The following is a 21,730-nucleotide window of genomic DNA, read 5'->3' on the forward strand; positions in this document are numbered from 1 at the left end:
TGCGGCAGAGTTAGGCAATCAGCGCGGGAGTGCCTCGTCGGTGAAAAGGCACGTTTTTCACGGTACGGGAGGCTTCGCTCAATGTCACATTAAGGTAACGGGGCCGTGTCGTTCATTTCGTATTGGCCCGCGTCAGGTAAGGGATCGGGGTCTGATTTTTGTGGTGAACCTCACTCTGCGGCGTTGAGCTTGCCGGCCAGCCGCTCCCGCATCTGGATGCTGGCCGAGTTGAGGCCGATCAGTTCCACCTCGCGGCCGTGCCTGCGGTATTTCTCCGTGACCGCGTCCAGCACGGCGATGGTTGAGGCATCCCACAGGTGCGAGGCGTGCAGGTCGATTACCACGCCGTCGATGTCCGGCTCGGCGTCGCGGGCGTAGTTGAACTGGGTGTAGAGGTCGTTGGAAGAGGCGAAGAACAGTTCGCCGTCCACGGTGTAGGTGGCCAGCGTCCGGCCGTTGAGCTCTACTTCCGTCCGCTCCACGGTGGCGAAATGGGCAACCCGGCGGGCGAACATCGCCATCGCTGCCAGCACCCCGACCCCGACGCCGATCGCCAGGTTGTGCGTGACCACCACCGTGCCGACGGTGATCAGCATGACTGCGGTTTCCGATTTTGGCATCCGCCTAAGCGTTGCCGGTGCAACAGAGTGCCAGTCGAACGTGATGGCCGAGACGAAGATCATCACCGCCACCAGCGCCGCCATGGGGATCAGGCCCACGATGTCGCCCAGGGTCACCACCAGTACCAGCAGGAAGACGCCCGCGAGGAATGTGGACACCCGGCTCCTGGCGCCGGAGCCCTTGACGTTGATCATGGTCTGCCCGATCACGGCGCAGCCGCCCATGCCGCCCAGGAAGCCGGTGACGATGTTGGCCACGCCCTGTCCCCAGGATTCGCGGGTCTTGTTGGAGCGGGTATCGGTGATGTCGTCCACCAGTTTGGCCGTCATCAGGGATTCCAGCAGCCCCACGAGCGCCATGGACAGCGAGAACGGGGCGATGGTCTGGAAGGTTTCCCACGTCAGAGGCACCTGAGGGATGAACAGTGTGGGCAGGCTTTCCGGCAGTTGTCCCTTGTCCTGGACGGTGGGGACGTCGATCCCGGCCCCTATAGCGAGGACCGTCAGGAGGACGATGGCCACCAACGGTGACGGCACCGCCGTCGTAATCCGGCGGAAGCCGACGACGATCAACAGGCCGGCGGCGACCAGCGGGTAGACGGGCCACGGAACCCCGATCAGTTCCGGCAGTTGGGCCATGAACACGAGGATGGCCAGCGCGTTCACGAAGCCCACCATCACCGAGCGCGGGATGAAGCGCATGAGCCGGGTGACTCCCAGCATGGCAAGCAGGATCTGGAATACCCCGGCGAGGATTACCGCAGCTATCAGGTGGTCCAGCCCGTGGCTGCGCATCAGCGGCGCGATCACGAGGGCGACGGCGCCTGTCGCGGCCGAGATCATGGCGGGCCGGCCGCCCACGAAGGAGATGGTGACCGCCATGGTGAAGGAGGCGAACAGTCCGATCCGGGGATCCACACCGGCGATCACGGAGAACGCGATGGCTTCGGGAATGAGGGCGAGGGCCACCACCAGTCCGGCGAGGGCCTCGGTCTTGAGGCGCCGCGGGGAACGGAGGGTGGCCCGGACGGACTGGAGCTGTTCGGGCTTCATGAAACTCTATTTCTTGGTCTGGCGGTAGCGCTCGATCTGCTTCAGCCGCCGCAGGAGGCTGTCGCGCCGCGGGTGGGGAACGGCGTCGGGCGCCTCGGCGGTGAGGTCGATGTGTTTGGTGCCGTACTGCCACAGCAGGAGGTCATCCAGCAGGCGGTCCGGTCCGGGGGAGTAGCGGTGGTCCAGGGCCCGGCGGACCTCGGTGATCCGGTTGGCGCTGAGCAGTCCGGCAAGCTGGACGGTCTGCTTGAGTCCGTGGGCCGCCAGGAGTTCGGCCGCCCATCCCCAGTCGTCATCTACTTTACGGTCTACGTGCGGGAGCAGGGTGCGCCAGACGTCACGGATGCGGTTGGGGGTGAGCTGCGCGGCGCCCTCACCGTCCACGTCCCAGTAGCTCCGGACCTCCTCGTAGCGTTCGTGCAGGTCCGCGAAGGCGGTCTCCACGGTCTCCAGCATGGCGGCGGTGGCGGTGAACTGGCGGTCGAAGTGCGGCGTCCAGGCCCGCGGGTCCTCGGCCTTGAACCGGATGTCGTGCTCGATCTCGCTCCAGGCATGCGCGAAGACGGTGCGGATCTGGCATTCGAAGAAGTAGCTGCCGTTGGGCGGGACCTCGGAGTTGAACACCTGCTGGTAGTTCTTCACCACGTCGTTCTGGATGGTGCGAAGGATCAGGTGCCGGCTGGAGTACCCGTACGTTCCGGACTCGATCGAGCCAATGTCCTTTTCGCGGTCCCCGCGGCAGTCGAACAGGTGCCTTTGGCGCTTGATCAGGTTCGCAACCAGTGCGTTCTCCGCCGGCAGCTTGGTAATCACACGGACGCCCACCATGTCGTTGAGGGTCCGGAACGGGTCCGGGAACTTCAGGAGCCGCGGTCCGCCGGGTTCCAGCGGTTCCTCGGTCCGGGAGATCTTCTCCCGGAAGGAATCCACCGACTTGGTCCGGCCGGTGACAAACAGCGGGGTGACCTCGGTGTCCTTGAGCATGGTCCGCAGTATCTGCAGGACTTCCCTGGTGACAAGCTTCAGGGCAGGCCGGACGCGCTCATAGAGTTCCACGCTTTCCTGCACGGAGTCGCGCTGCGTGACGTCCAGGCGATCCCAGTTGCTTGCCATGGTTCCAAACTATCAAGGCGGTGGGACAGCGGCGCCGGTGACACCCCCGCCACTGCAGCCCCTTCCGCCCCATGGAAGCGGCCTCCCTGTAGGCTCGGCACATGGCTGTTGTGCGCCGTCGTGCCCTGCAACCCCGGATCCCGGGCGCAGGAGGCGGCAAGGAGGGGCCCGGCGCCCCGTTCGAAGGATCCTAGGAGGATGCAGTGAAGCGGCAGAAGTACCACTACGGTGACCACCCCAGCCAGTGGGGCGAGCTCTTCCTGCCGGAGACACCTGCCACACGCAACGGCAAGCCGCCATCCCTTCGCGGCGTTGTTGTGGTGATCCATGGCGGCTACTGGCGCTCGCAGTACGGCGCCGAACTCGGCGAGCCGCTGGCGAAGGACCTCGCAGCGCACGGCATCGTGGCCTGGAACCTGGAGTACCGGCGGGCGGGCAACGGCGGCGGCTGGCCGCGGACGTTCGAGGATGTCCTCGCCGGGATCGACAAACTCCGCGAGGTGGCCGTCGAGCACGACCTCGACCTGAACCGGGTGGTGGCGCTGGGGCACTCGGCCGGCGGGCATTTGGCCGTCTGGGCGGCCGGCCGGGACCGGCTTGCGGGGCTCGGTGCGGCAGACGCCGACCGGCAGGTAGGCCGGAACCTCAACGGTGAAGCCGTCCACCTGACCGGAGTGGTCAGCCAGTCCGGGTTGCTCAACCTCGCGCAGGCCGAGTGGGCCGATCTCAGCAACGGCGCTGTCAGCAACCTGCTGGGCGGCTCCGCCGAGCGGTACCCCAAGCGCCACAAGTACGCCGACCCCATGAGTGCCGTGCCGCTGACCATCCCGGTCTACGCTGTCCACGGGCTCGACGACGACACCGTGCCGGTCAGCCAGTCCGAGGCCTACGCCACGGCGGCCCGCGCAGCCGGTGCCCCGGTCCAGGTGGTCAAGGTCCCGGGCGACCACTTCTCGCTGATCGACCCGAAGGCCCCGTCCTACCGGAAGTGCCGCGAGTTGGTGCAGGAGCTGCTGCAGCTTTAGGCGTCTGCCCGGAGCGCGGGAACTCCTTCGTCGTGCGTTCGTTGCATTGATATGGGTTCCGCCGCGCTATGCACGCCGGCGGTAAGTATGCTTATCATCAACCGCTAAGCCAGCACACGCCACAACGGAGGGACATGCCTTGTCAACAACAGCGCACCTGTCCCGGACGTCGGTTGCTACCGGCGCCGGCATGGAGGACGCTTGTAGGACGGGACTGAGGTACTTTTGTATATTACGATCCCGGGTTTCACTAGGAGATACACATGGGTGAACCCAACATCGGGTGGACAGCATGATTCGGCTTCGAAAGCTGGCCCGCGCCGCGTCTGTACTGACAACTCCTCTAGCCCCGGAGGATATTCTCGCGCTCTTTGATCCGGTGTTTTCCGCCCGTCAGCTGCGCGGCGTGGTCACCAAAGTCGTTCCCGAAACGGCCGATTCAGCCACCATCCATTTCCGTCCCGGCCGCGGCTGGAAGGCCCACAAGGCCGGCCAGTGGGCCCGTATTGGCGTGGAGCTCGACGGCGTCCGGCACTGGCGCTCCTACTCGCTGAGCGCCCCGGCGGGCGAGGACCCGGCCATTACCGTCAGTGACATGGGTGCCGTGTCCGGCGTCCTGGTCCGTAACACCCGGCCCGGGGACGTCCTGTTCCTGGCGCCCCCGCAGGGCGACTTCGTCCTCCCCGAACATCCCCGGCCGCTCCTGATGCTCACCGCCGGCAGCGGCATCACCCCTGTGATGTCCATGGTCCGCACGCTCGTGCCGCACCGTCCCGACGCCGATGTGGTGCTGATCCACTCCGCCCGCCGGCCGGAGGACAGTATTTTCCGCGAAGAACTTTCCGAGCTCGCCGACCAGTTTCCCAACTTCCGCGTCACGCACTGGTACACGGGGGAGCGCGGCCGGCTGGACTTCGGCACGGCCGCCGGGCTGGAGAGCCTCTGCCCGGACTGGCGCCGCCGCGCCGCCTACGCCTGCGGCCCGGAAGCGTTCCTCGACGACGCAGAAGCTTTGTGGGCCGCCGAAGCTGCCGCCCATCCCAAGGACCCCAAATCATCCCGTGCGGCCGCAGCCACAGGCCCCTTCGCGGCAGACCCCGTCAACCTCATCATCGAACGTTTCAACACCAGCCTGCTGGGTGGTGCGGGGCACGACGGCGGCCTGGTCACCTTTGAGGCTTCCGACCGCGAGGTGGAGGCCGACGGCGACACCCCCCTTCTCGACGTCGGCGAAGACGCCGGCGTCCTCATGCCCAGCGGCTGCCGCATGGGCATCTGCCACAGCTGCCTGCTGCCCCTGCGTGCAGGGCAGGTCCGGGACCTTCGCACCGGTGAAGTCCACGGTGAACCGGGCCAACTAATCCAGACGTGCGTTTCGGCAGCTGCCGGGCCCGTTAACCTCGACATCTGAGGAGCAACACAAGCATGACTGCAATATCCGATCGCACAGACGCGACTACGAAGTCCACCACCGGCAAGCCGGTCCCGAAACCGCGGCCCGGGGCCCTGGCCGCCTCCGGCCGGCCGGCCGTGCGCCCGCCCGCCGCAGCGCACCTTACCGACGAGCAGGTGGCAGAGCTCGGCCGGGAACTGGACGCCATTAAGGATGAGATCCTGGCCAAGCGCGGAGCCTCCGACGCCGCCTACATCCGCCGCGTGATCAAAATCCAGCGGGGGCTGGAGATTGCCGGCAGGGCGGCGCTGCTGATGGGCCGCAACAAGGCCGCCTGGGTCACCGGCACCAGTCTGCTCAGCCTCGCCAAGATCCTGGAAAACATGGAGATCGGCCACAACATCCTCCACGGCCAGTGGGACTGGATGCGCGATCCGGACATCCACTCCACCACGTGGGAATGGGACTTCGTGACCCCGGCGCGTTCGTGGCAGCACACCCACAACGACCTGCACCACCGCTGGACCAACGTGGTGGGCAAGGACAACGACGTCGGATACAACCTGCTGCGCATGGACGAGGACCAGCCCTGGACCCCGCGCGCCCTGGGCAATCCGCTGTACAACGCGATCCTCGCCCCGATATTCGAATGGGGCATCGCGGTCTACGACCTGGAGCTCGTCGAATACAAGGAGGGCAAGAAGAGCAAGGAGGCCATGGTCCGGGACCTCAAGGCCCTCGGCGTCAAGGCGCTCAAGCAGTTCACCAAGGACTATGCTGCCACCCCGGCCGTGGCCATGCTCACCGGTTCGGGAAAACAGGCCCTCTACGGCACGCTCACCGCCAATGCGGTCCGCAACGTGTGGGCGCACGCAGTGATTTTCTGCGGCCACTTCCCCGAAGGGACGGACACCTTCACGGAGGAAATGGTGGAGGGCGAGACCCGCGGCGACTGGTACGTCCGGCAGATGATCGGCTCCGCCAACATTTCCGGCTCCAAGTTCATGCACATCATGACCGGGAACCTGTCCCACCAGATCGAGCACCATCTCTTCCCGGACCTGCCGTCCAACAGGTACGGCGAAGTGGCCCCGAAGGTGCAGGAAATCTGCCGGCGCTACGGCCTGCCGTACACCACCGGGCCGCTGCTGAAGCAGGTGGGATCGTCCTGGGCGAAGGTCTTCAAGCTCGCCCTGCCCGGGAAGAAGGCCTAGCCGCTGCAGTGAAGCCGAGCGCCGGGCGGCGTTCTCTGGCAGAGTATGACCATGCTCACTGTTATCGGCGAGGGCCTCGTGGACGTGGTCCAGCGCAGCTCTGGAATCGAAGCCCATGTGGGCGGCAGCCCGCTCAACGTCGCCGTCGGGCTCGCCCGCCTGGGGCACCCGGTGCAGTTCGTCGGCCGGTACGGCCGGGACGCGTACGGGGAGTCGGTGGCCGCCCACCTGAGGGCGAGTTCCGTCATGCTTCCGCAGGCCCCGGACGGGCTGCCCACCAGCGTGGCCACCGCACTGGTGGACGACGACGGCGCCGCCACCTACACGTTCGACCTCGCCTGGGAGCTCCCCGGCCTGGGGGAACGGCTGCCGTTCATGCTGCAGGCGAACACGCTGCTGCACACCGGCTCCATCGCCACCATGCTGGCGCCCGGCGCCGCGGAGGTGCTGGCCGCCGTCGAACATGCCCACCCGGCGTCGACCATCAGTTTTGACCCCAACTGCCGCCCCAGCATCATCACGGACGCCGATTACGCCCGCCGGCAGGCGGAAAAGTTCGTGACCCTCGCGGACGTCGTCAAGGCCTCCGACGAGGACCTCGCCTGGCTCTACCCCGGCGTGGACCCATTGGAGTCCGCGCGCCGCTGGCTGAAGCTTGGCGGGGCCGAAGGGCCGGCCGTCGTGGTGGTGACGCGCGGCGCGGCCGGGCCCTGGGGGATCACCGCCGCGGGCGAGGCCGAGTTTGCCGCACCCCGTGTGGAGGTGGCGGACACCGTGGGCGCGGGGGATTCCTTCATGGCGGCGCTGCTGTCCGGCGTGGTGGACCGCGGCCTGGACGGCGCCCAGAACCGGGCGGACCTGCGGGCGCTCCCGGCAGAGGGGCTCACGGCACTCCTGGCCCATGCCTCCCGCGCCGCGGCAGTTACTGTGTCCCGTGCAGGCGCCAATCCGCCCACCCGGGCGGAGCTCAACCGGGTCGAAGCAGACGCGGAAGCAGCAAACGAGGAAGCCGAAGTTCCTACCACCTGAGGAGCAGCCATGACATCGCCGGGCCCGTTTTCAAACCTGCCGGACGTCCCCACGTTCGGGCTCACCAGCCGGTCCTTCGAGGATGGCGGGACCCTGCCGCCGCCGCAGCGCAGTGGCAGGATGCACGCCGGCGGCGCCGACGAGTCCCCGCAGCTGAGCTGGAGCGGGGCGCCGGACGCGACCAGGAGCTACGCCGTGACCGTGTTTGATCCGGACGCACCGGGCGCCGGCGGGTTCTGGCACTGGGCGGTCCTCAACATCCCCGCTGGCACCACCTCCCTGGCGGAGGGCGCCGGGGCCGAGGGCGGCCCGCAGCTCCCGCCAGGCGCCGTGCAGCTGAAGAACGACGCCGGCTTCCGCGGCTACCTTGGGGCGGCCCCGCCGCCGGGGCACGGCCGGCACCGCTACATCATCACAGCCTACGCACTGGACGTCGAGGAGCTGCCTGGCGGGGCAGGTGCGAAGCCTGCCGGTCTGGGTTCCGAACTCGCCCGCCATCTGCTGGGCACGGCAACGCTCACGGGTGTTTACCAGCGCTAGGGGCTGACCAGGGAGGCGGCCAGGGCTGCGTCTGCTTCTTTGAGAACTTTCGAGGCCACTTCCAGGCCTTCGATGCGGCCCAGTTCGACGTCTTCGTGTTCGATGTTGACGAGCATGTCGGGGTCCACTTCGTGGAGGGCGCGCAGGAACTCGGTCCAGTAGGCGGTGTCGTGGCCTTTGCCGAGGGCGACGAAGTCCCAGGCGGCGGGCTTGGGCCATTCGTTGGCCCACTCGTCGCCGCCGAGGTTGGTCCGGTTCTCCTCCGGGGACAGCCGGCGGAAGCGGCTGTCCAGGACGCCGTAGACCGCGGCGGTTTCCTTGTTGACGCGCACATCCTTGGCCGCGGCGTGGAACACCAGCGGGCCGAGTTCGCGGACCACGGCCACCGGGTCCATTTGCTGCCAGAACAGGTGGGAAGCGTCGAGTTCCACGCCCACGTGCGTGGCGCCGGTCAGCTCGACGAGCTTGTACACGTCGGCGGGGTTGAAGACGAGGTTCTGCGGGTGCAGTTCCACGGCGACCTTGACGTCGAGGTCGGCGGCGAGCCTGTCGGTTTCCTTCCAGAACTCGGCGGCGACGCCCCACTGGTAGTCCAGGACGTCCAGTGCCGCGGAGTTCCAGGCGTTCACGATCCAGTTCGGCACGGTGGCGCCGGGTTCTCCGCCGGGGAGGCCGGACATGGTGACCACCCGGTTCTGTCCCAGGCGGTGGGCCAGGCGGATGGAGCGGCGGATGTCCCCGGCGTGCTTGTCACCGATCGCGCGGTTGGGGTGCAGCGGGTTACCGTTGCAGTTCAGCCCGGCGATGGAGACGCCGGTGCCCTCGAAGATCGCCAGGTAATCATCGCGGGCGGCGTCGCTCTCGAGGATGTCGTCGAAGGTGGGGACGTGCACCGCGGGCAGGAACCCGCCGGAGTTGATTTCGATGCCGGTCAGGCCCAGGTCGGCGACGACTTTCAGGGCTTCGGGAAGCGGGCGGTCGTGCAGGATCGCGTTGTAGACGCCGAGCTTCATAGCGTGATCTTCTTTCCGTTGTTCAGGGCTGATTCGGTGACCGCGGCGAGCAGTTCCATGTTGCGGACGCCTTCGTCGAAGGTGGCACAGCGCGGCAGGGATTCGTCTTCGCTGAGGCCTGCGACCTCTTCGAGGAACGCACGGGACTGGTAGGCGAACGCGTCGTTCTGGCCGAAGCCGACCTCGGGGGCGTCCATGGCCAGGCCGCCGGCGATGTAGGGGTGGCCCGGACCGAGGATGACCTGGCGGTAGCCGTTTTCGAGGCCGGAGCCGTCGTTGAGGAACAGCTGGATCTCGGCAGGGCGGCGCTGATCGAACTTCGCGGAGCCGTTCTCGCAGAAGACCTCGAAGTTGAGGCTGTTGGCGTGTCCTGCCGCGACGCGGGAGACCTCGAAGCTGCCCGCGCCGTTTTCGAACTCGGCGGAGAAAGCTGCGTAGTCGTCATTCTCCACGGCCTCGAAGGTGTCGCTGACGGCGGCGTGGTCGTGCCCCATGACGGCGCCCAGCGGCAGGGGCCGCTTGTCGATGGCCGTGCTGAGGCGGCCGCCGCTGATGGACTTGATGTCGCCGCAAAGGAACTCGGAGACGTAGGCCAGGTGGCTTCCGACGTCGGCCAGCGCACCAGAGCCGGGGCCGCCCTTGTAGCGCCAGCTCATGGGGGCCTCCGGGCTGAAGCCGTAGTCAGTCCAGTAGCGGCCGCTGAAGTGCAGCACCTTGCCCAGGGTCCCGTTGCGGATGAGCTCCCGGATGTAGGCGATGCCCGGGGTTCGGCGGAAGGTGAACCCGATGCGGGCGATTGAGGAGGCGTTGCGGGCGGCGTCGGCCATGGCCCGGGCGTCGTCCAGGGTATCGCTCAGCGGCTTCTCGCACAGCACGTGCTTGCCGGCGGCGAGGAGGCCCTCCACCACTTCCCGGTGCAGTGAGTTGGCGATGACAACACTGACGACGTCGATGTCATCGGCCTCGGCGATGGCCTGCCATGAGGTGTCGTTGCGCTCGTAACCGAACCGCCGGGCGGCGAGGGAGCCGAACTCCGGGTTCACGTCCCCGATGGATACCAGCCGGATGGGCGGCAGGACGGGGTTGTACAGGGCGGAAGCGGTGCGGAAGGCGGCGGCGTGGGCCTTGCCGGCCATGCCCGCCCCGATGACGGCTACGCCGAGATCTTTGGGCATTGGTTTTCTCCTTTGAAACGGGCTTTGCGGGACTCAGCCGCTGTGATGTGTAACGTAAAATGGAGCGCTCCATAAACACGATAGGGGTGCGACTTTGTCCTGTCAATATCCCGAAACGGTCCGCTGATGGGTGACAATTGCAGGGTGGCCCAGGAGACCGGCAAACGCCCGAACATTTACGACGTTGCCTCCGCGGCCGGGGTATCGAAATCCCTGGTCTCGTTGGTCCTGCGCGGTGCGCCCGGCGTCTCCGCTGCCCGCCGCGCCGCCGTCGAGGAAGCCATTGAACGGCTGAACTACCGCCCGAGCCGGGCGGCGGCGACCCTGGCCGGCAACCGGTCCCGGACCATCGGCGTCGTCCTGGACGACTACCGGAACCTCTGGTTTGTAGGCCTGCTGGGCGGGCTGCACGATGAACTCGCCCCGCTCGGTTTCCGGGTGGCCGTCGCCGACCCGTCCTTCAACGCCCACCTGGACCGGACGCCGGTGGACGGGCTCATGTCTTTGCGGGTGGACGGCATCGTGATCGCGACCGAGCCCACGGAGGAGATGTTCGCTGCCGTCGACGTTCCTGCGGTGGTGGCGGGCAACCGCGACGTAGTTGTCCCGGGGGCGGACATTGTGGCCAATGACGACGAGGCAGGTGGCCGCCTGGCCACTGAGCACCTGATTGGACTGGGGCACAGGGAAATCGGGCATGTGACCGGCGGGGGCGGCGCCGCCCGTCTGCGCGCGCAGGGGTTCGAAGCCGCGATGCGCGAACATGGGCTGCGGCCGGACATCGTGCAGGGCCACGGGCTGACGATGGAGCCGGACGGCTACGAGGGCGCGCTGAAGCTGCTTGACCAAAACCCCGCGCTCACGGCGATTTTTGCGGCCAACGACGTGATGGCAATGGGCGTGGCGGCGGCGGCACGGGACCGGGGGCGGCGGATCCCGGAGGATCTTTCCCTGATCGGCTACGACAATTCGCCGCTCGCCTCGGCGAACCTGCTGCGCCTGACCACCATCGACGGCCGCAACGGCGAGGTGGGTGCCGGAGCTGCGAAGGCCCTGCTGGACCGTATGAAGGATCCGGAACTGCCGGTCCGGATCGAGCTCGTGGACCCGGAACTGGTGGTCAGGGGCTCGACGGCGCCCCCCGCCTGAACTGTTCAGGCGAGGGGCCGCCGTCGTTCTTCAAAAAATCAGAGCGCGCCCTGCGCGCTGGTGCCCGCGGGGATCGCGGCCAGCCGGGTTACCTCCACCGGTTCCTCAAGGAGTCCCTCGAGCGAGGCGTTCAGGCGCTTGACAGCGTCGCCGGCTCCGTGGGCATCCAGGAGCTCGGCGCTTTCCCACTTTTCGATCATGACGATTTGGCCGTTCGGGGCTTCGTGGATGGCATACAGGATGCAGCCGGGCTCGTCGTGCACCTCGGCGATGGCGGGGGAAAGGGCGGCCACGACGTCGTCGAAGGCCCCTTCCTTGGGCGTGAACATGGCGGTGACAACTACGGTCATGGGTTTTCCTTTTCCTTATCTGGTTGCGGACTTGCGGGCGACATTGCGGACAGGTGCCGCGCAGCTGCTGCGCGGCACGAAATCCGCCTGCACTTCGATGGTTCTGGCACCGGCGGGAAGCCGGCCCTGCATCCGTCCGAGGACGAGTTCGAGGGAATGCACCGCAAGCATGCCGATCGGCTGCCGGATCACGCTGAGCGGGGGGCTTGTCAGTTCGGTCCAGGGGTTGTCGTCGAAGACGATCACCGAGAGGTCGCCGGGTATCCGCACGCCCATCTGGACGAGGCGCCGGACTGAGCTTTGCACCTGGGCGGTGTTGGCGACTATCAGGCCGGTGGGGGCATCGGGGAGAGCCAGAAGGGACCCGACGGCGTCGCCCCCGCCGTCTCCGCGGAAGGGGACGTCCCGGACCAGCGTGGGGTCGAGGCTTATCGAAGCGCTTTCGAGGGCGGCCCGGTAGCCGCCGATCCGCGAACGCCCTGTGGAGGTGCTTGCAGGGCCGGTGATCAGTCCGATCCGCTCATGGCCGAGCGCGAGGAGGTGGTCGGTGGCGCGCCAGGCAGAGTCGGAGTTTTCGATGCTGACGACGTCGACGTCGCTGAGTTCCGCAATGGCCCGGTCAACGAAAACCACGTTCACCCCGAGGTCCCGCAGGCGGTCCCATTTCTCGACGTTTCCGCCCGTTGGTGTGGCAATGACGCCACCCACCGAACGGTCAAGGAGGGTGTCCAGGGATTCGGCTTCAAGGTGCGGGTCCTCCTGTGTGGTCATGACCACCACCTGCACGCCGTGGCTGCGGGCCTCCCAGACCACGCGGTCCGCCAGCTGGGCGAAAAACGGGTTGGCAAGGTCCGTGACCACCAGGCCGACGGTGAGGGCGTGGCCGGCGCTGAGCTCGCGCGCCGCAGCGCGGGGGCGGTACCCGAGGTCGCTGATGACATTCAGTACCTGTTCGCGCTTGGCCGGCGCGACGGGGCCGGAGTCCGGGTTCAGTACCCGCGACACCACGGACACCGAGACCCCCGCCGCTGCCGCCACGTCGCGGATAGTGGGCGCCTTCTTCAATGCTCCTCCTTGCTGCCGGTGGGCTTTCACCGACATCTGTTGACACAGCTTAACACTGACTGGTACAAAAGTGGAACCGGTTCCACTCCGGTAATCCAGATCACAACATCTGCTAACCCAGATCACAGACCGTGCGACGAAGAGGTTGCTCCGCCACAGGGTGGACGGCCATCTCTTATCGGTCAGACATGAATCAGAGAGATCCCCATGAACCTTCACAAGCTTCTTAGCGACCGCGAGAACCAGGGCCGCCCCATCCGCGTCGGACTCATCGGCGCCGGCCGGTACGGCACCATGTACCTCGCCCAGGCAAACAACATCCCGGGCATCCATGTTGTTGCCATCGCTGACATCAATGTGAAGCGGGCAGAAGGCGCCTTCGAGCTGGTCGGCTGGCCCCAGCACCAGATCGCCCCGGACATCGCCACCGCGCTGGAGAACCGCTCCACCACCATCGTGGCAAACGCGGACGAACTGTTCGACGTCGACATCGACGTCATCGTCGAAGCCACCGGCAACCCGATCGTCGGCGTGAAGCACGCGCTGCGGGCCATCGAAACCAAGAAGCACATCATCATGGTCACGGTCGAGGCCGACGCCCTTGCAGGTCCGGCGCTCGCCAAGCGCGCGGAGGAGGCCGGCGTCGTCTATTCCATGGCGTACGGCGACCAGCCCGCCCTCATTATGGAACTGGTGGACTGGGCCCGGACCAGCGGCTTCGACGTGGTCTGCGCGGGCAAGGGCGCCAAGTACCTTGAGCACTACCACGAGATGAACCCGGACAACGTGTGGGAAAACTGGGAGTTCTCCAAGGAGCTCACCGACTCCGGCCAGCTGAACCCTTACATGCACACTTCCTTCCGTGACGGAACCAAGGCATCCATCGAGATGGCCGCCGTCGCCAACGGCGCCGGCCTCACGCCCTCGGACGCCGGACTGACCTTCACCCCGGGCGACGTGGAAGAGATCGCCACCATCTGCCGCCCGGCCGCCGTCGGGGGTGCCCTGGCGCACGAGGGAAGCGTGGACGTCATGTCCAGCGTCAACCGCGACGGCAGCTGGATCAGCCACAACACCCAGGAGGGCGTCTTCGTCGTCGTCAAGGCGACGAACGGCTATGTTTCCGGCTGCTTCAACGAATACCCGTGGCACCCGGACCCCACCGGCCAGTACGCAGCGCTGTACCGCCCGTACCACTACGTGGGCCTCGAGCTGAACATGTCCATTGCCAACGCAGCCCTCCGCGGCATTGCAACCGGCTCGCCCGTCGGCTTCTTCGGTGACGTTGTTGCCACCGCCAAGAAGGACCTGAAGGCCGGCGAGTTCCTCGATGGCGAGGGCGGCTTCACCGTCTGGGGCAAGCTCGTCTCGGCCAAGCATTCCGTGGAAATCGGCGCCCTGCCGGTGGCCCTGGCGCACCACGTCGAGCTGCGCGCCGACATCGCCAAGGGTGCCACCGTCCGCTGGGAAGACGTCATCATGGACGAGTCCCTCTCCCAGGCCCTCGAGCTGCGCCGCGAAACCGAGGCGCTTGTTACTGAAGCTGCCCTGACCTCCTAACTCACCGAGCAATTCACAAGACTCCTTCCAATGAAGAAAGGCATCACATGAACACCAAGACCCGTGCCCTCACCGGAGTGCTGGCAACAACCCTCGCCGCTACGCTCCTCGCCGGATGTGCTTCCGGAGCTCCGGGCGGGGGCGCCCCGGTGGCCAAGATCCAGCTGTCCATCCCGGACCCGCTGACCTCCTCGGTGGGCGTCTCCGCCCAGCACTTCGCCGACCAGGTGAAGAAGACCTCCAACGGCTCCGTGGTTGTCACGGTGGTACCGAACGGAACCAGCTTCAGCGGGGACCAGAACGCCGCCGTCACGAGGCTGCAGGGCGGCTCGCTGGACGCGCTGATCCTCTCGACGTCGGTCTACGCGTCCGTGGTGCCCGAAATGAACGCCATCAGCATCCCTTACCTCTTCGACGACACGAAGGAAGAGGCCGCATTCCTGGCCGGCAAGCCGGGCGACGTGCTGAAGGAAAAGCTCAAGGAGAAGAACACGGTCGCGCTGTCCTTCCTCACCCGGACCGGGCGCCAGATCACCAACTCCGAACGACCCATCGAGCAGCCGTCGGACCTCAAGGGCCTGAAAATTCGGGTCCCCGGCAACCCGCTGTGGACGGACTTCTTCGGCAAGCTGGGCGCCAGCCCCACCACCATGGCCTTCTCCGAGGTCTTCACCGGCCTGCAGACCGGAACGATCGACGGACAGGAAAACCCGATCGAGGTGCCGTGGACCAACAAGTTCTCGGAAGTCCAGAAGTACGTCTCGCTGACGCACCACATCAACGACGCCTGGGTCCTGGCCCTGTCCTCCAAGAAGTGGGACTCGCTGAACGAGGTCCAGAAGAAGATCCTGACGGACGCGTCGGCTGAGACCGCCACCTTCAAGACCGAATACGACGCCGAGCAGTCAGAGAAGCAGTTGGCCGAGCTCACCGCCAAGGGCATGAAGGCCAACGAGCCCACCGCCGCCGGACTCGAGCAGTTCAAGGCCGTCTCCAAGAGCCTGTACCCGGACTTCTCGAAGCTGATCGGCAAGGAATTCTTCGACCAGGCGATCGCCGCAGCCAAGTAGCCCCTTTTGAGGCCGGAGCGCAGTCCGGCGCTCCGGCCCTCAGCAAGCATCCCGCACTCAGCATCCCGCTCTCAACGTTGACAGTCTGGAAGAACATGGAACATACACTCGCCCCCAAGGAACTCGAAGAGGTCCTTCCGTCTGATGCGGAAGAGATTCTCCATCACGGGCACGTCGCACCGCGCTGGAGCGGGGCCATCTGGCTGGACAAGGCCCTGGAATGGACCGTAGGCGCGGCGATCCTCGCAGAGCTCGTCGTGATCCTGCTGAACATCACGGTCAGGATCGTCACGGGTGATTCGGTGCTCTGGACCCAGGAAGTGTCGGAAATCGCACTCCTGACCATCGCCTTCATCGGCGGTGCAATCGCCTATCCCAAGGGCGCGCACATGGCCGTCCAGGCCCTGATCATGCGGCTCCCGGCCAACTGGAAGCCCTACCTGGCGGCCCTCGTCGACTGCCTTGTCTTCGTCATGAGTGCGGGCGCCTTTGCGCTCTTCGTTCCCACCCTCGTCCAGCAGCTCGAGGAAAAAACACCGATCCTCCAGCTGCCGGTCTTCTGGGTGTCGCTGCCCTTCTCAATCGGCATGGTGCTCATCGCCTGGTTCGCCGTCCTGAAACTCTGGCGCCAACCGCGCCGCGCCGTCCTGGTCGGCGCCGGGATCACCGCAGCCCTGGCCGCCGTCGTTGTTCTGTCCCAGCCGCTGTTCTACTACGCCTCACCCAACCTCCTGCTCGGCGTGGTCCTGGTTGCCCTGTTCGCCCTGCTCTTCCTGGGCCTGCCAATCGCGTTCGTCCTCGCATTGGCTTCCGGCATTTACCTCTACCTCGGCGGCATCTCCGAGGTCAGCGCCATCCCGATCGGCATGGCCTCCGGGGCCAAGGGCTTCGTGCTGCTGGCCATCCCGTTCTTCATCCTCGCCGGAACCGTCATGAACTCCGCCGGCCTGACGCTGCCACTCGCCAAGCTCGTGGACGCGCTCATCGGCCACCTTCGGGGCGGTCTTCTCCAGGTGGTCGTCGTGACCATGTACATCTTCTCCGGCATCTCCGGGTCCAAGGTCGCGGACGTCGCGGCCGTAGGCACCACCATGCGCGGCATGCTCGAGGAACGAAAGTACCCGCGCGGCGAGGTGGTGGCGGTGCTGTCCGCCTCGGCCATCATGGGTGAGACCATCCCGCCGAGCATCGTCCTGCTCATCATGGGCTCCATCACCACGATCTCCACCACCACACTGTTCCTCGCCGGCTTCGTTCCGGCCGCCTTCCTGGCCCTCGTCGTCATGGCGCTCGTCTTCTTCCGCGCCAAGAAGCAGGGCGGCGTCGCCAGCCCCAAGGCCACCTGGCGTGCGCGCGGCTCCGCCACGTTCTTCGCCATCCCGACGCTGCTGCTTCCGGTAGGCATGGTGGTGGGCATCCTGAGTGGCTTCGCCACCCCCACCGAGGTGTCCTCGGTCGCCGTCGCCTATGCCTTCGTCCTTGCCGCCGCCTACCGGCGCGGCAGCAAGAAGCTGCTGGGCGATACCCTCCGGGAAACAACTACGACGGCGGGCATGGTCCTGTTCATCATCGCTGCCGCGTCGCCGCTGGCCCAGACTCTGGCACTGGCCGGTGTCTCCCAGCAGATCCACGACCTCATGTCCGGCCTGGGCGACTCACCCATTCTCTTCATGCTGTTCACGGTGGTGCTGCTGATCATCATGGGCCAGCTGCTTGAGGGCCTGCCCGCCGTTCTGATTTTCGCGCCGCTGCTTCTGCCCATCGCCACCGAATTCGGCGTCAACCCGGTGCAGTACGCCATGGTGCTGATCATTTCCATGGGCATCGGTTCATTCGCCCCGCCGGCCGGGGTCGGCTTCTACGTTGCCTGCGCAACCGGACTCGAGACCGTGGAAAAGAGCCTGAAGCATTTCTGGCCGTACCTCATCGCCGTGTTCATCGGGCTGCTGGTTCTAGCCGCCGTTCCATGGTTCAGCACCTTCCTGCCCGCCATGGCCGGCCTGATCCCCTTCTAACAACATGAGCACAGTGACAGACACAGCAGTGACAGACACTCAGGACCAGATGAAGTCCGGGGTTCCAGCGTCGGTCGCCCTGCTGGGCACCGGCCCGATGGGCGCACCGATCGCCAGGAACATCCTTGCCGGAGGCGTCCCCCTCACGCTCTGGAACCGGACCGCGGACAAGGCCAGGGCCATCGGCGGGGGACGGGTGGCCGGCACACCGGCGGAGGCTGCGGCCGGCGTCGTCCTCACCGTCCTGCCGGACCTGCCGCAGGTCGCCGACCTGCTGCCCGGCGAGGACGGACTGCTGGCCGGGTGGAAGGCGGCCGGCATCGGGGAACCGGTCCTGGTCATCCACGGGACAGTGTCCCCGGTGGCCGTGGCCCGGTTCGCTGAGGACTGCCGGACCCGGTACGGAGTGACGGTGGTGGACGCGCCGCTGAGCGGCGGAACCATCGGGGCGGAGGAAGGACGGCTGAGCACCATGGCGGGAGGCCCGCGTGACACCGTTCAGAGCCTCGTGCCGCTCTTCGAACTCTACAGTTCCACCGTCGTCTGGTTCGGGGAAGCCGGTGCGGGGTCCACGGTCAAGGCGTGCAACCAGATCGTCGTGTCCGCCACCGTCACGGCGCTGTCCGAGGCCATGGCCGTGGCGACCGCCACGGGGCTTGACCTTGAGAAGGTGCAGTCCATCCTGGCCGGCGGCCTGGCGAATTCAGAGGTGCTCCGGCAGAAGGGACAGCGCTGGATCGACGGGGACTTCGAAGGTGGAGGCTCCGCGAAAAACCAGCTCAAGGACCTGAATTTCATCGCCGAGATCGCCAAGGACGCCGGGCTGAAGCTGCCTCTCTCTGCCAGCGTCCGCGGTGCCTTCGAGCTGATGGTCGAGGCAGGCGACGGCGCCCTGGACCACACCGGGATCTACCGCACGCTCCTGGGGCGTTCAGGGTAACGGCAGGCTAACCATGGGTGAGCCGCCGGGCGTGCCCGGCCTCGGCGGGGTCGAGTTCGCCGGGGCCGCCGCCAAGGAATTCCCAGTGGCTGGTGCGGCCATCCGGGCCGGTGAGGGTTCCTTCGCGGAGGGCACTGTCGATGCGGCTGCGGACGAGGGTTTCATTCGCCGGTTCCGTGGCGAAGATGATCCGCAGAACGACCGTGTCCCCGTCCCCGTCCCTGTACGGCCGGGTGTGGTGCGGTGCCAGCGGGCACGGCGGCGGGTGGTCCCAGCTTCCGCACAGCTCGCGCGTGACTGCGGCGCCCAAGGCGCGCAGGTCGCCGTCGGCCTCCATCTTTACAGTGGCCTCGTGCACGAACGCTGCACGCAGCGTGTCACTCACCCTCAGTGCCCCGGAGGTGCTGGATAAGCGCGTCGAGGATTGGCAGCTGGCCTTTGACCAGCTTGATGCGGGCTACGGGTTCGCTGATCCACTCGGCGCGGTCAATCTCGGGGAAGTCCTGTACCGTTCCGGACCCCTTGGGCCACTCCAGCGGAAAAGTGTTGCTCAGGATTTTCTCGGGCGCGAAGGCGGATTCGGCGGCGAAGGCGGTGATGAGCTTGCCCGAGGGTTGCCGGAAGGTGCCGAGCAGCACGTAGTCCGCGGCCGGCGCCGGCACGCCCATTTCCTCCGCGAACTCACGCTGCGCCGCCGCGAGCGGATCCTCCTCCTCAAGATACTCGCCCTTGGGAATCGACCAGGCGCGTTCATCTTTGCGCTCCCAGAATGGCCCGCCCATGTGGGCGATCCACACTTCCACTTCCGCCCCGCCGTTCTACCGGTACAGCAGAAGGCCTGCACTCCTGACAGCCATGGTGCCCTCCTGCCCCAAGGCTACCTCCGTGAACCCCTTCGACGATGACCCGAGCACAAATGGGGGCAAGCAGCAGCCCCTGAACCAGTCCGACCGGGACAAAGCAGTCGACGCCGCGATGGCCAAGATTGGGTCGGAGCAGGTGACCGAAGTGGAGCGGGGCGACGACGCCGGCTCCGCCTACGAGGTGGAGATCCGCAAGAGCGACGGATCCGAGGTGGAAGTCAACATCGGCCCGAACTTCCAGTTCCTGAACCAGAGCCCGGACGACTGACTGGCGGGGGGTTCGACAGGGTCAATCACCGGGGCTCAACCAGCGAGCCATTCGCCTGCCTTCATCACGGCGGCCACCTCGAGTTCGGGGGTGAGCACCACCAGGTCCGCCTTGCGCCCGGCTTCGATGCGGCCGACGTCGGACAGCCCCAGCATGTCCGCCGGGTTCTGGCTGGCGGCACGGATGGCGTCGGCGAGCGGGACGCCGGCGTCGTGGACTGCGTGCCGTACAGCCGCGTCCAGGGTGAGGATGCTGCCGGCGATGGTGCCGTCACTGACAAGGCGCGCCTCGCCGTCGGACACCCGGACGTCCAGCCCGCCGAGCTGGTACGTGCCTTCCTGCGCACAGGCCGCGGCCATGGCGTCGGTGACAAAGACGGCACGGGCCGGGCTGGCCGCAATGAAGCGGACCAGCGACGGGTGGAGGTGGACGCCGTCGGCTATGACCTCCGCGAAAACGGAAGGGTCCTCCAGCAACGCAAGGGCCGGCCCGGGTTCCCGGTGGTGGAGCGGCCGCATCGCGTTGAACACGTGCGTTCCGGCGGTGGCGCCCGCTCCAATCGCCTCACGGGCCAGGTCGTAACCGGCGCCCGTGTGGCCGATGGCGGCGACGGCGCCGTAACCGGTGATCTGCCGGATGGCGGCCAGCCCCCCTTCCAGTTCAGGCGCTATCGTGACCATCCGGACGGTGCCCCGCCCGGCCAGCATCAGCCGGTCGATGGCCGCCGCCTCCGGTGCGAGCAGAAGGTCCGCCGCGTGGGCGCCCCGGTGGTCTGGGCTCAGCCACGGGCCTTCCAGATGGATCCCGGCCGGCATCCCCTGCTCCACCAGGGTGGCCAGCGCGGCCACAGCCTTCTCAAGCTGCGGAAGCGGCGCGGTGACCAGGCTGGCCATCAACGTGGTGGTGCCGTGAGAACGGTGCACACCGGCGATCTGGACCGCGGCGGCAGCGGGATCAGCGTCGTTGAAGCTGAAGCCGCCGCCGCCATGGATGTGGGCATCAACAAACCCCGGCGCGAGGATGGCGTCCGGAAAATCGGCGTCGGGCTCCCGGGCGGGCAGCCCGGGACCCGCTGCGGTGATCCGGCCGCCGTCGGTCTCCACCCAGCCGGGCTCCAGTACGGCGTCGGGCAGGATGACCCGGGAAGCGGAAATGAGCGTGGGACTCACCAGGTTTCCGTGATCTTGCGCAGGCCCCGGGGAGCATCCGGGTCCCGGTGGCGCGCGGCCGCCATCGCGTGTGCCAGCCGCTGCAGGGGCATGATCTCCAGGATCGGCGAGAGCTGTTCGTGGACGGCCGGCAGCGGCACCACGTGGTTCAGCGGGCGGGCAGCTCCGGCATCACCCACGAGGCAGACATCCGCGCCCCGTTCGGCGAGCCGGTCCAGTACGGGGTGCAGGGCACGGCCGCCGGCGCCGGGGGAGGCGACGGCGATGACTGGCCGGTCGGCGTCGATCATGGCGAAGGGCCCGTGCAGCAGGTCTGCGCCGGAGAAGGCGTGTGCCGCCAGGTAGGACGTTTCCATCAGTTTCAGCGCCGCCTCCCGTGCGGTGGGGTAGGAAAAGCCGCGTCCCGTGGTGATGATGTGGTTCACGAAGCGGTAGCGGTCTGCAACCTCCAGTATCTCCGGCCGGGCCAGCACATCGGCCGCGAGACGCGGCAGGCCCGCGGCTTCCGCGCCGTTTCCTCCGGCCCAGGCGTCGATCAGCTGCCACAGCGCCAGCAGCTGCGACGTGTAGCTCTTGGTTGCTGCCACGGCGCGCTCCGGCCCGGCCAAAATGTCCAGATGGTGCCGGGCGGCAGCGGCCAGCGGCGAGGACGGGACGTTCGTGACGGCCACGGTGAGGGCGCCGGCCCGGGCGGCAGCGGCGGTGGAATCCACCAGGTCCGGGGAGCCGCCGGACTGGCTGACCGCCAGCCACAGCACGCCGTCCATCTTCGGTTCCGCGCCGTAGACCGTAAGGCTCGACGGCGACGCCAGCCCGGCCGGCAGCCCCAACACCGTCTCGATGAGGTACTTCGCGTACAGGGCCGCGTGGTCGCTGGTGCCGCGGGCAGCCAGGAGGACGTACCTGATGTCGGCGTCCCGGAGGGTGGCGGCCAGTTGGGTGATGGCGGGGCGCCCGTGTTCAAGCTGGCGGGCGAGTGCCTCCGGCTGTTCCAGGATTTCGGCGGCCATCAGGGAACCGGGAAGCGGGGCCGTGGTGGCAGGGGCGAGCGTGTTTTGCGAGGTCATGGGTCTCCTTGGGGGATCAGCGGGGCAGGGATAAGGGGT

General features: G+C 67.1%; 21 protein-coding genes. 11 read left to right on the plus strand and 10 right to left on the minus strand.

Annotated elements, in window-relative coordinates; all coding sequences use genetic code 11:
- Positions 1-170: 170 nt before the first annotated feature.
- A complete protein-coding gene (locus AC57BR_RS13225) occupies positions 171-1,673 on the minus strand; it encodes a SulP family inorganic anion transporter (protein WP_496361251.1) in 1,503 nt (500 codons plus the stop codon).
- Between the two features lie 6 nt (positions 1,674-1,679).
- Positions 1,680-2,786, minus strand: coding sequence for a GTP pyrophosphokinase (locus AC57BR_RS13230; protein ID WP_496361253.1), 1,107 nt, complete (start codon positions 2,784-2,786; stop codon positions 1,680-1,682).
- Between the two features lie 203 nt (positions 2,787-2,989).
- On the opposite strand from AC57BR_RS13230, the gene AC57BR_RS13235 reads away from it, so the two are divergent.
- The 5 genes from AC57BR_RS13235 (at position 2,990) to AC57BR_RS13255 (ending at position 7,987) form a co-directional block, all read left to right on the plus strand.
- Positions 2,990-3,811 (plus strand): alpha/beta hydrolase, encoded by an 822-nt coding sequence (locus tag AC57BR_RS13235; RefSeq protein ID WP_496361255.1) that lies wholly within the window; start codon positions 2,990-2,992, stop codon positions 3,809-3,811.
- Between the two features lie 292 nt (positions 3,812-4,103).
- On the plus strand, positions 4,104-5,222 hold the full coding sequence (locus tag AC57BR_RS13240; protein ID WP_496361257.1) for a ferredoxin reductase: 1,119 nt from the start codon (positions 4,104-4,106) through the stop codon (positions 5,220-5,222).
- Positions 5,223-5,236: 14 nt separating this feature from the next.
- Positions 5,237-6,418 (plus strand): fatty acid desaturase family protein, encoded by a 1,182-nt coding sequence (locus AC57BR_RS13245; protein ID WP_496361259.1) that lies wholly within the window; start codon positions 5,237-5,239, stop codon positions 6,416-6,418.
- A 51-nt stretch (positions 6,419-6,469) separates the two neighbouring features.
- A complete protein-coding gene (locus AC57BR_RS13250) occupies positions 6,470-7,447 on the plus strand; it encodes a carbohydrate kinase family protein (RefSeq protein ID WP_496361261.1) in 978 nt (325 codons plus the stop codon).
- Between the two features lie 9 nt (positions 7,448-7,456).
- A complete protein-coding gene (locus tag AC57BR_RS13255; RefSeq protein ID WP_496361263.1) occupies positions 7,457-7,987 on the plus strand; it encodes a YbhB/YbcL family Raf kinase inhibitor-like protein in 531 nt (176 codons plus the stop codon).
- On the opposite strand, the gene AC57BR_RS13260 is transcribed toward AC57BR_RS13255, so the two are convergent.
- Together AC57BR_RS13260 and AC57BR_RS13265 are read right to left on the minus strand one after the other, a co-directional pair.
- Complete coding sequence (locus AC57BR_RS13260; RefSeq protein ID WP_496361265.1) at positions 7,984-9,000, minus strand: sugar phosphate isomerase/epimerase family protein; 1,017 nt, start codon at positions 8,998-9,000, stop codon at positions 7,984-7,986. The two genes, AC57BR_RS13255 and AC57BR_RS13260, sit on opposite strands and share 4 nt — an antisense overlap.
- Positions 8,997-10,175 (minus strand): Gfo/Idh/MocA family protein, encoded by a 1,179-nt coding sequence (locus tag AC57BR_RS13265; RefSeq protein ID WP_496361267.1) that lies wholly within the window; start codon positions 10,173-10,175, stop codon positions 8,997-8,999. The genes AC57BR_RS13260 and AC57BR_RS13265 overlap by 4 nt, the downstream gene beginning before the upstream one ends.
- Positions 10,176-10,301: 126 nt before the next feature.
- On the opposite strand from AC57BR_RS13265, the gene AC57BR_RS13270 reads away from it, so the two are divergent.
- Entirely contained in the window at positions 10,302-11,324 is a 1,023-nt protein-coding gene (locus tag AC57BR_RS13270) for a LacI family DNA-binding transcriptional regulator (RefSeq protein ID WP_496361269.1), read from the plus strand.
- A 38-nt stretch (positions 11,325-11,362) separates the two neighbouring features.
- Here AC57BR_RS13270 and AC57BR_RS13275 read toward each other — a convergent pair whose 3' ends face one another.
- The gene (locus AC57BR_RS13275) at positions 11,363-11,674 is read right to left on the minus strand and encodes a putative quinol monooxygenase (protein ID WP_496361271.1); all 312 of its coding nucleotides are present in this window, start codon (positions 11,672-11,674) and stop codon (positions 11,363-11,365) included.
- Between the two features lie 15 nt (positions 11,675-11,689).
- A complete protein-coding gene (locus AC57BR_RS13280; RefSeq protein ID WP_496361273.1) occupies positions 11,690-12,739 on the minus strand; it encodes a LacI family DNA-binding transcriptional regulator in 1,050 nt (349 codons plus the stop codon).
- A 207-nt stretch (positions 12,740-12,946) separates the two neighbouring features.
- Between AC57BR_RS13280 and AC57BR_RS13285 the strand changes: the two genes are divergently transcribed.
- The 4 genes from AC57BR_RS13285 to AC57BR_RS13300 all read left to right on the plus strand — a co-directional run bounded on the left by AC57BR_RS13285 (position 12,947) and on the right by AC57BR_RS13300 (position 18,324).
- A complete protein-coding gene (locus tag AC57BR_RS13285) occupies positions 12,947-14,299 on the plus strand; it encodes an NAD(P)H-dependent oxidoreductase (protein WP_496361275.1) in 1,353 nt (450 codons plus the stop codon).
- 47 nt (positions 14,300-14,346) lie between these two features.
- Positions 14,347-15,369: a DctP family TRAP transporter solute-binding subunit gene (locus tag AC57BR_RS13290; protein WP_496361277.1), complete on the plus strand. Its 1,023-nt coding sequence runs from the start codon at positions 14,347-14,349 to the stop codon at positions 15,367-15,369.
- 95 nt (positions 15,370-15,464) lie between these two features.
- Positions 15,465-17,384 carry a TRAP transporter large permease gene (locus AC57BR_RS13295; protein WP_496361279.1) on the plus strand — a complete coding sequence of 640 codons (1,920 nt, stop codon included), beginning with the start codon at positions 15,465-15,467 and terminating at the stop codon, positions 17,382-17,384.
- 4 nt (positions 17,385-17,388) lie between these two features.
- On the plus strand, positions 17,389-18,324 hold the full coding sequence (locus AC57BR_RS13300) for an NAD(P)-dependent oxidoreductase (RefSeq protein WP_496361281.1): 936 nt from the start codon (positions 17,389-17,391) through the stop codon (positions 18,322-18,324).
- Positions 18,325-18,331: 7 nt separating this feature from the next.
- Here the strand turns inward: AC57BR_RS13300 and AC57BR_RS13305 are convergent, their stop codons facing one another.
- Both AC57BR_RS13305 and AC57BR_RS13310 read right to left on the minus strand, forming a co-directional pair.
- Positions 18,332-18,709, minus strand: coding sequence for a hypothetical protein (locus tag AC57BR_RS13305; protein ID WP_496361283.1), 378 nt, complete (start codon positions 18,707-18,709; stop codon positions 18,332-18,334).
- Positions 18,702-19,127, minus strand: a complete 426-nt coding sequence (locus AC57BR_RS13310; RefSeq protein WP_496361285.1) for an NUDIX hydrolase — start codon at positions 19,125-19,127, stop codon at positions 18,702-18,704. The genes AC57BR_RS13305 and AC57BR_RS13310 overlap by 8 nt, the downstream gene beginning before the upstream one ends.
- Before the next feature lie 82 nt (positions 19,128-19,209).
- On the opposite strand from AC57BR_RS13310, the gene AC57BR_RS13315 reads away from it, so the two are divergent.
- Positions 19,210-19,455, plus strand: a complete 246-nt coding sequence (locus tag AC57BR_RS13315) for a PepSY domain-containing protein (protein WP_496361287.1) — start codon at positions 19,210-19,212, stop codon at positions 19,453-19,455.
- A 35-nt stretch (positions 19,456-19,490) separates the two neighbouring features.
- Here the strand turns inward: AC57BR_RS13315 and nagA are convergent, their stop codons facing one another.
- Together nagA and AC57BR_RS13325 are read right to left on the minus strand one after the other, a co-directional pair.
- A complete protein-coding gene (gene nagA, locus AC57BR_RS13320; protein ID WP_496361289.1) occupies positions 19,491-20,624 on the minus strand; it encodes an N-acetylglucosamine-6-phosphate deacetylase in 1,134 nt (377 codons plus the stop codon).
- Complete coding sequence (locus AC57BR_RS13325) at positions 20,621-21,691, minus strand: SIS domain-containing protein (protein ID WP_496361291.1); 1,071 nt, start codon at positions 21,689-21,691, stop codon at positions 20,621-20,623. Before AC57BR_RS13325 ends, nagA begins: the two co-directional genes overlap by 4 nt.
- Positions 21,692-21,730 lie beyond the last annotated feature (39 nt).

The organism is Arthrobacter sp. BGA-UO-ETr-C19, assembly GCF_059568005.1.

What these genes read in the sequence shown, in the direction of transcription:
- AC57BR_RS13225 (WP_496361251.1), bottom strand. Translation starts at nt 1,673, where the DNA reads ATGAAGCCCGAACAGCTCCAGTCCGTCCGGGCCACCCTCCGTTCCCCG.
- AC57BR_RS13230 (WP_496361253.1), bottom strand. Translation starts at nt 2,786, where the DNA reads ATGGCAAGCAACTGGGATCGCCTGGACGTCACGCAGCGCGACTCCGTG.
- AC57BR_RS13240 (WP_496361257.1), top strand. Translation starts at nt 4,104, where the DNA reads ATGATTCGGCTTCGAAAGCTGGCCCGCGCCGCGTCTGTACTGACAACT.
- AC57BR_RS13245 (WP_496361259.1), top strand. Translation starts at nt 5,237, where the DNA reads ATGACTGCAATATCCGATCGCACAGACGCGACTACGAAGTCCACCACC.
- AC57BR_RS13250 (WP_496361261.1), top strand. Translation starts at nt 6,470, where the DNA reads ATGCTCACTGTTATCGGCGAGGGCCTCGTGGACGTGGTCCAGCGCAGC.
- AC57BR_RS13255 (WP_496361263.1), top strand. Translation starts at nt 7,457, where the DNA reads ATGACATCGCCGGGCCCGTTTTCAAACCTGCCGGACGTCCCCACGTTC.
- AC57BR_RS13260 (WP_496361265.1), bottom strand. Translation starts at nt 9,000, where the DNA reads ATGAAGCTCGGCGTCTACAACGCGATCCTGCACGACCGCCCGCTTCCC.
- AC57BR_RS13265 (WP_496361267.1), bottom strand. Translation starts at nt 10,175, where the DNA reads ATGCCCAAAGATCTCGGCGTAGCCGTCATCGGGGCGGGCATGGCCGGC.
- AC57BR_RS13270 (WP_496361269.1), top strand. Translation starts at nt 10,302, where the DNA reads ATGGGTGACAATTGCAGGGTGGCCCAGGAGACCGGCAAACGCCCGAAC.
- AC57BR_RS13275 (WP_496361271.1), bottom strand. Translation starts at nt 11,674, where the DNA reads ATGACCGTAGTTGTCACCGCCATGTTCACGCCCAAGGAAGGGGCCTTC.
- AC57BR_RS13285 (WP_496361275.1), top strand. Translation starts at nt 12,947, where the DNA reads ATGAACCTTCACAAGCTTCTTAGCGACCGCGAGAACCAGGGCCGCCCC.
- AC57BR_RS13290 (WP_496361277.1), top strand. Translation starts at nt 14,347, where the DNA reads ATGAACACCAAGACCCGTGCCCTCACCGGAGTGCTGGCAACAACCCTC.
- AC57BR_RS13295 (WP_496361279.1), top strand. Translation starts at nt 15,465, where the DNA reads ATGGAACATACACTCGCCCCCAAGGAACTCGAAGAGGTCCTTCCGTCT.
- AC57BR_RS13300 (WP_496361281.1), top strand. Translation starts at nt 17,389, where the DNA reads ATGAGCACAGTGACAGACACAGCAGTGACAGACACTCAGGACCAGATG.
- AC57BR_RS13325 (WP_496361291.1), bottom strand. Translation starts at nt 21,691, where the DNA reads ATGACCTCGCAAAACACGCTCGCCCCTGCCACCACGGCCCCGCTTCCC.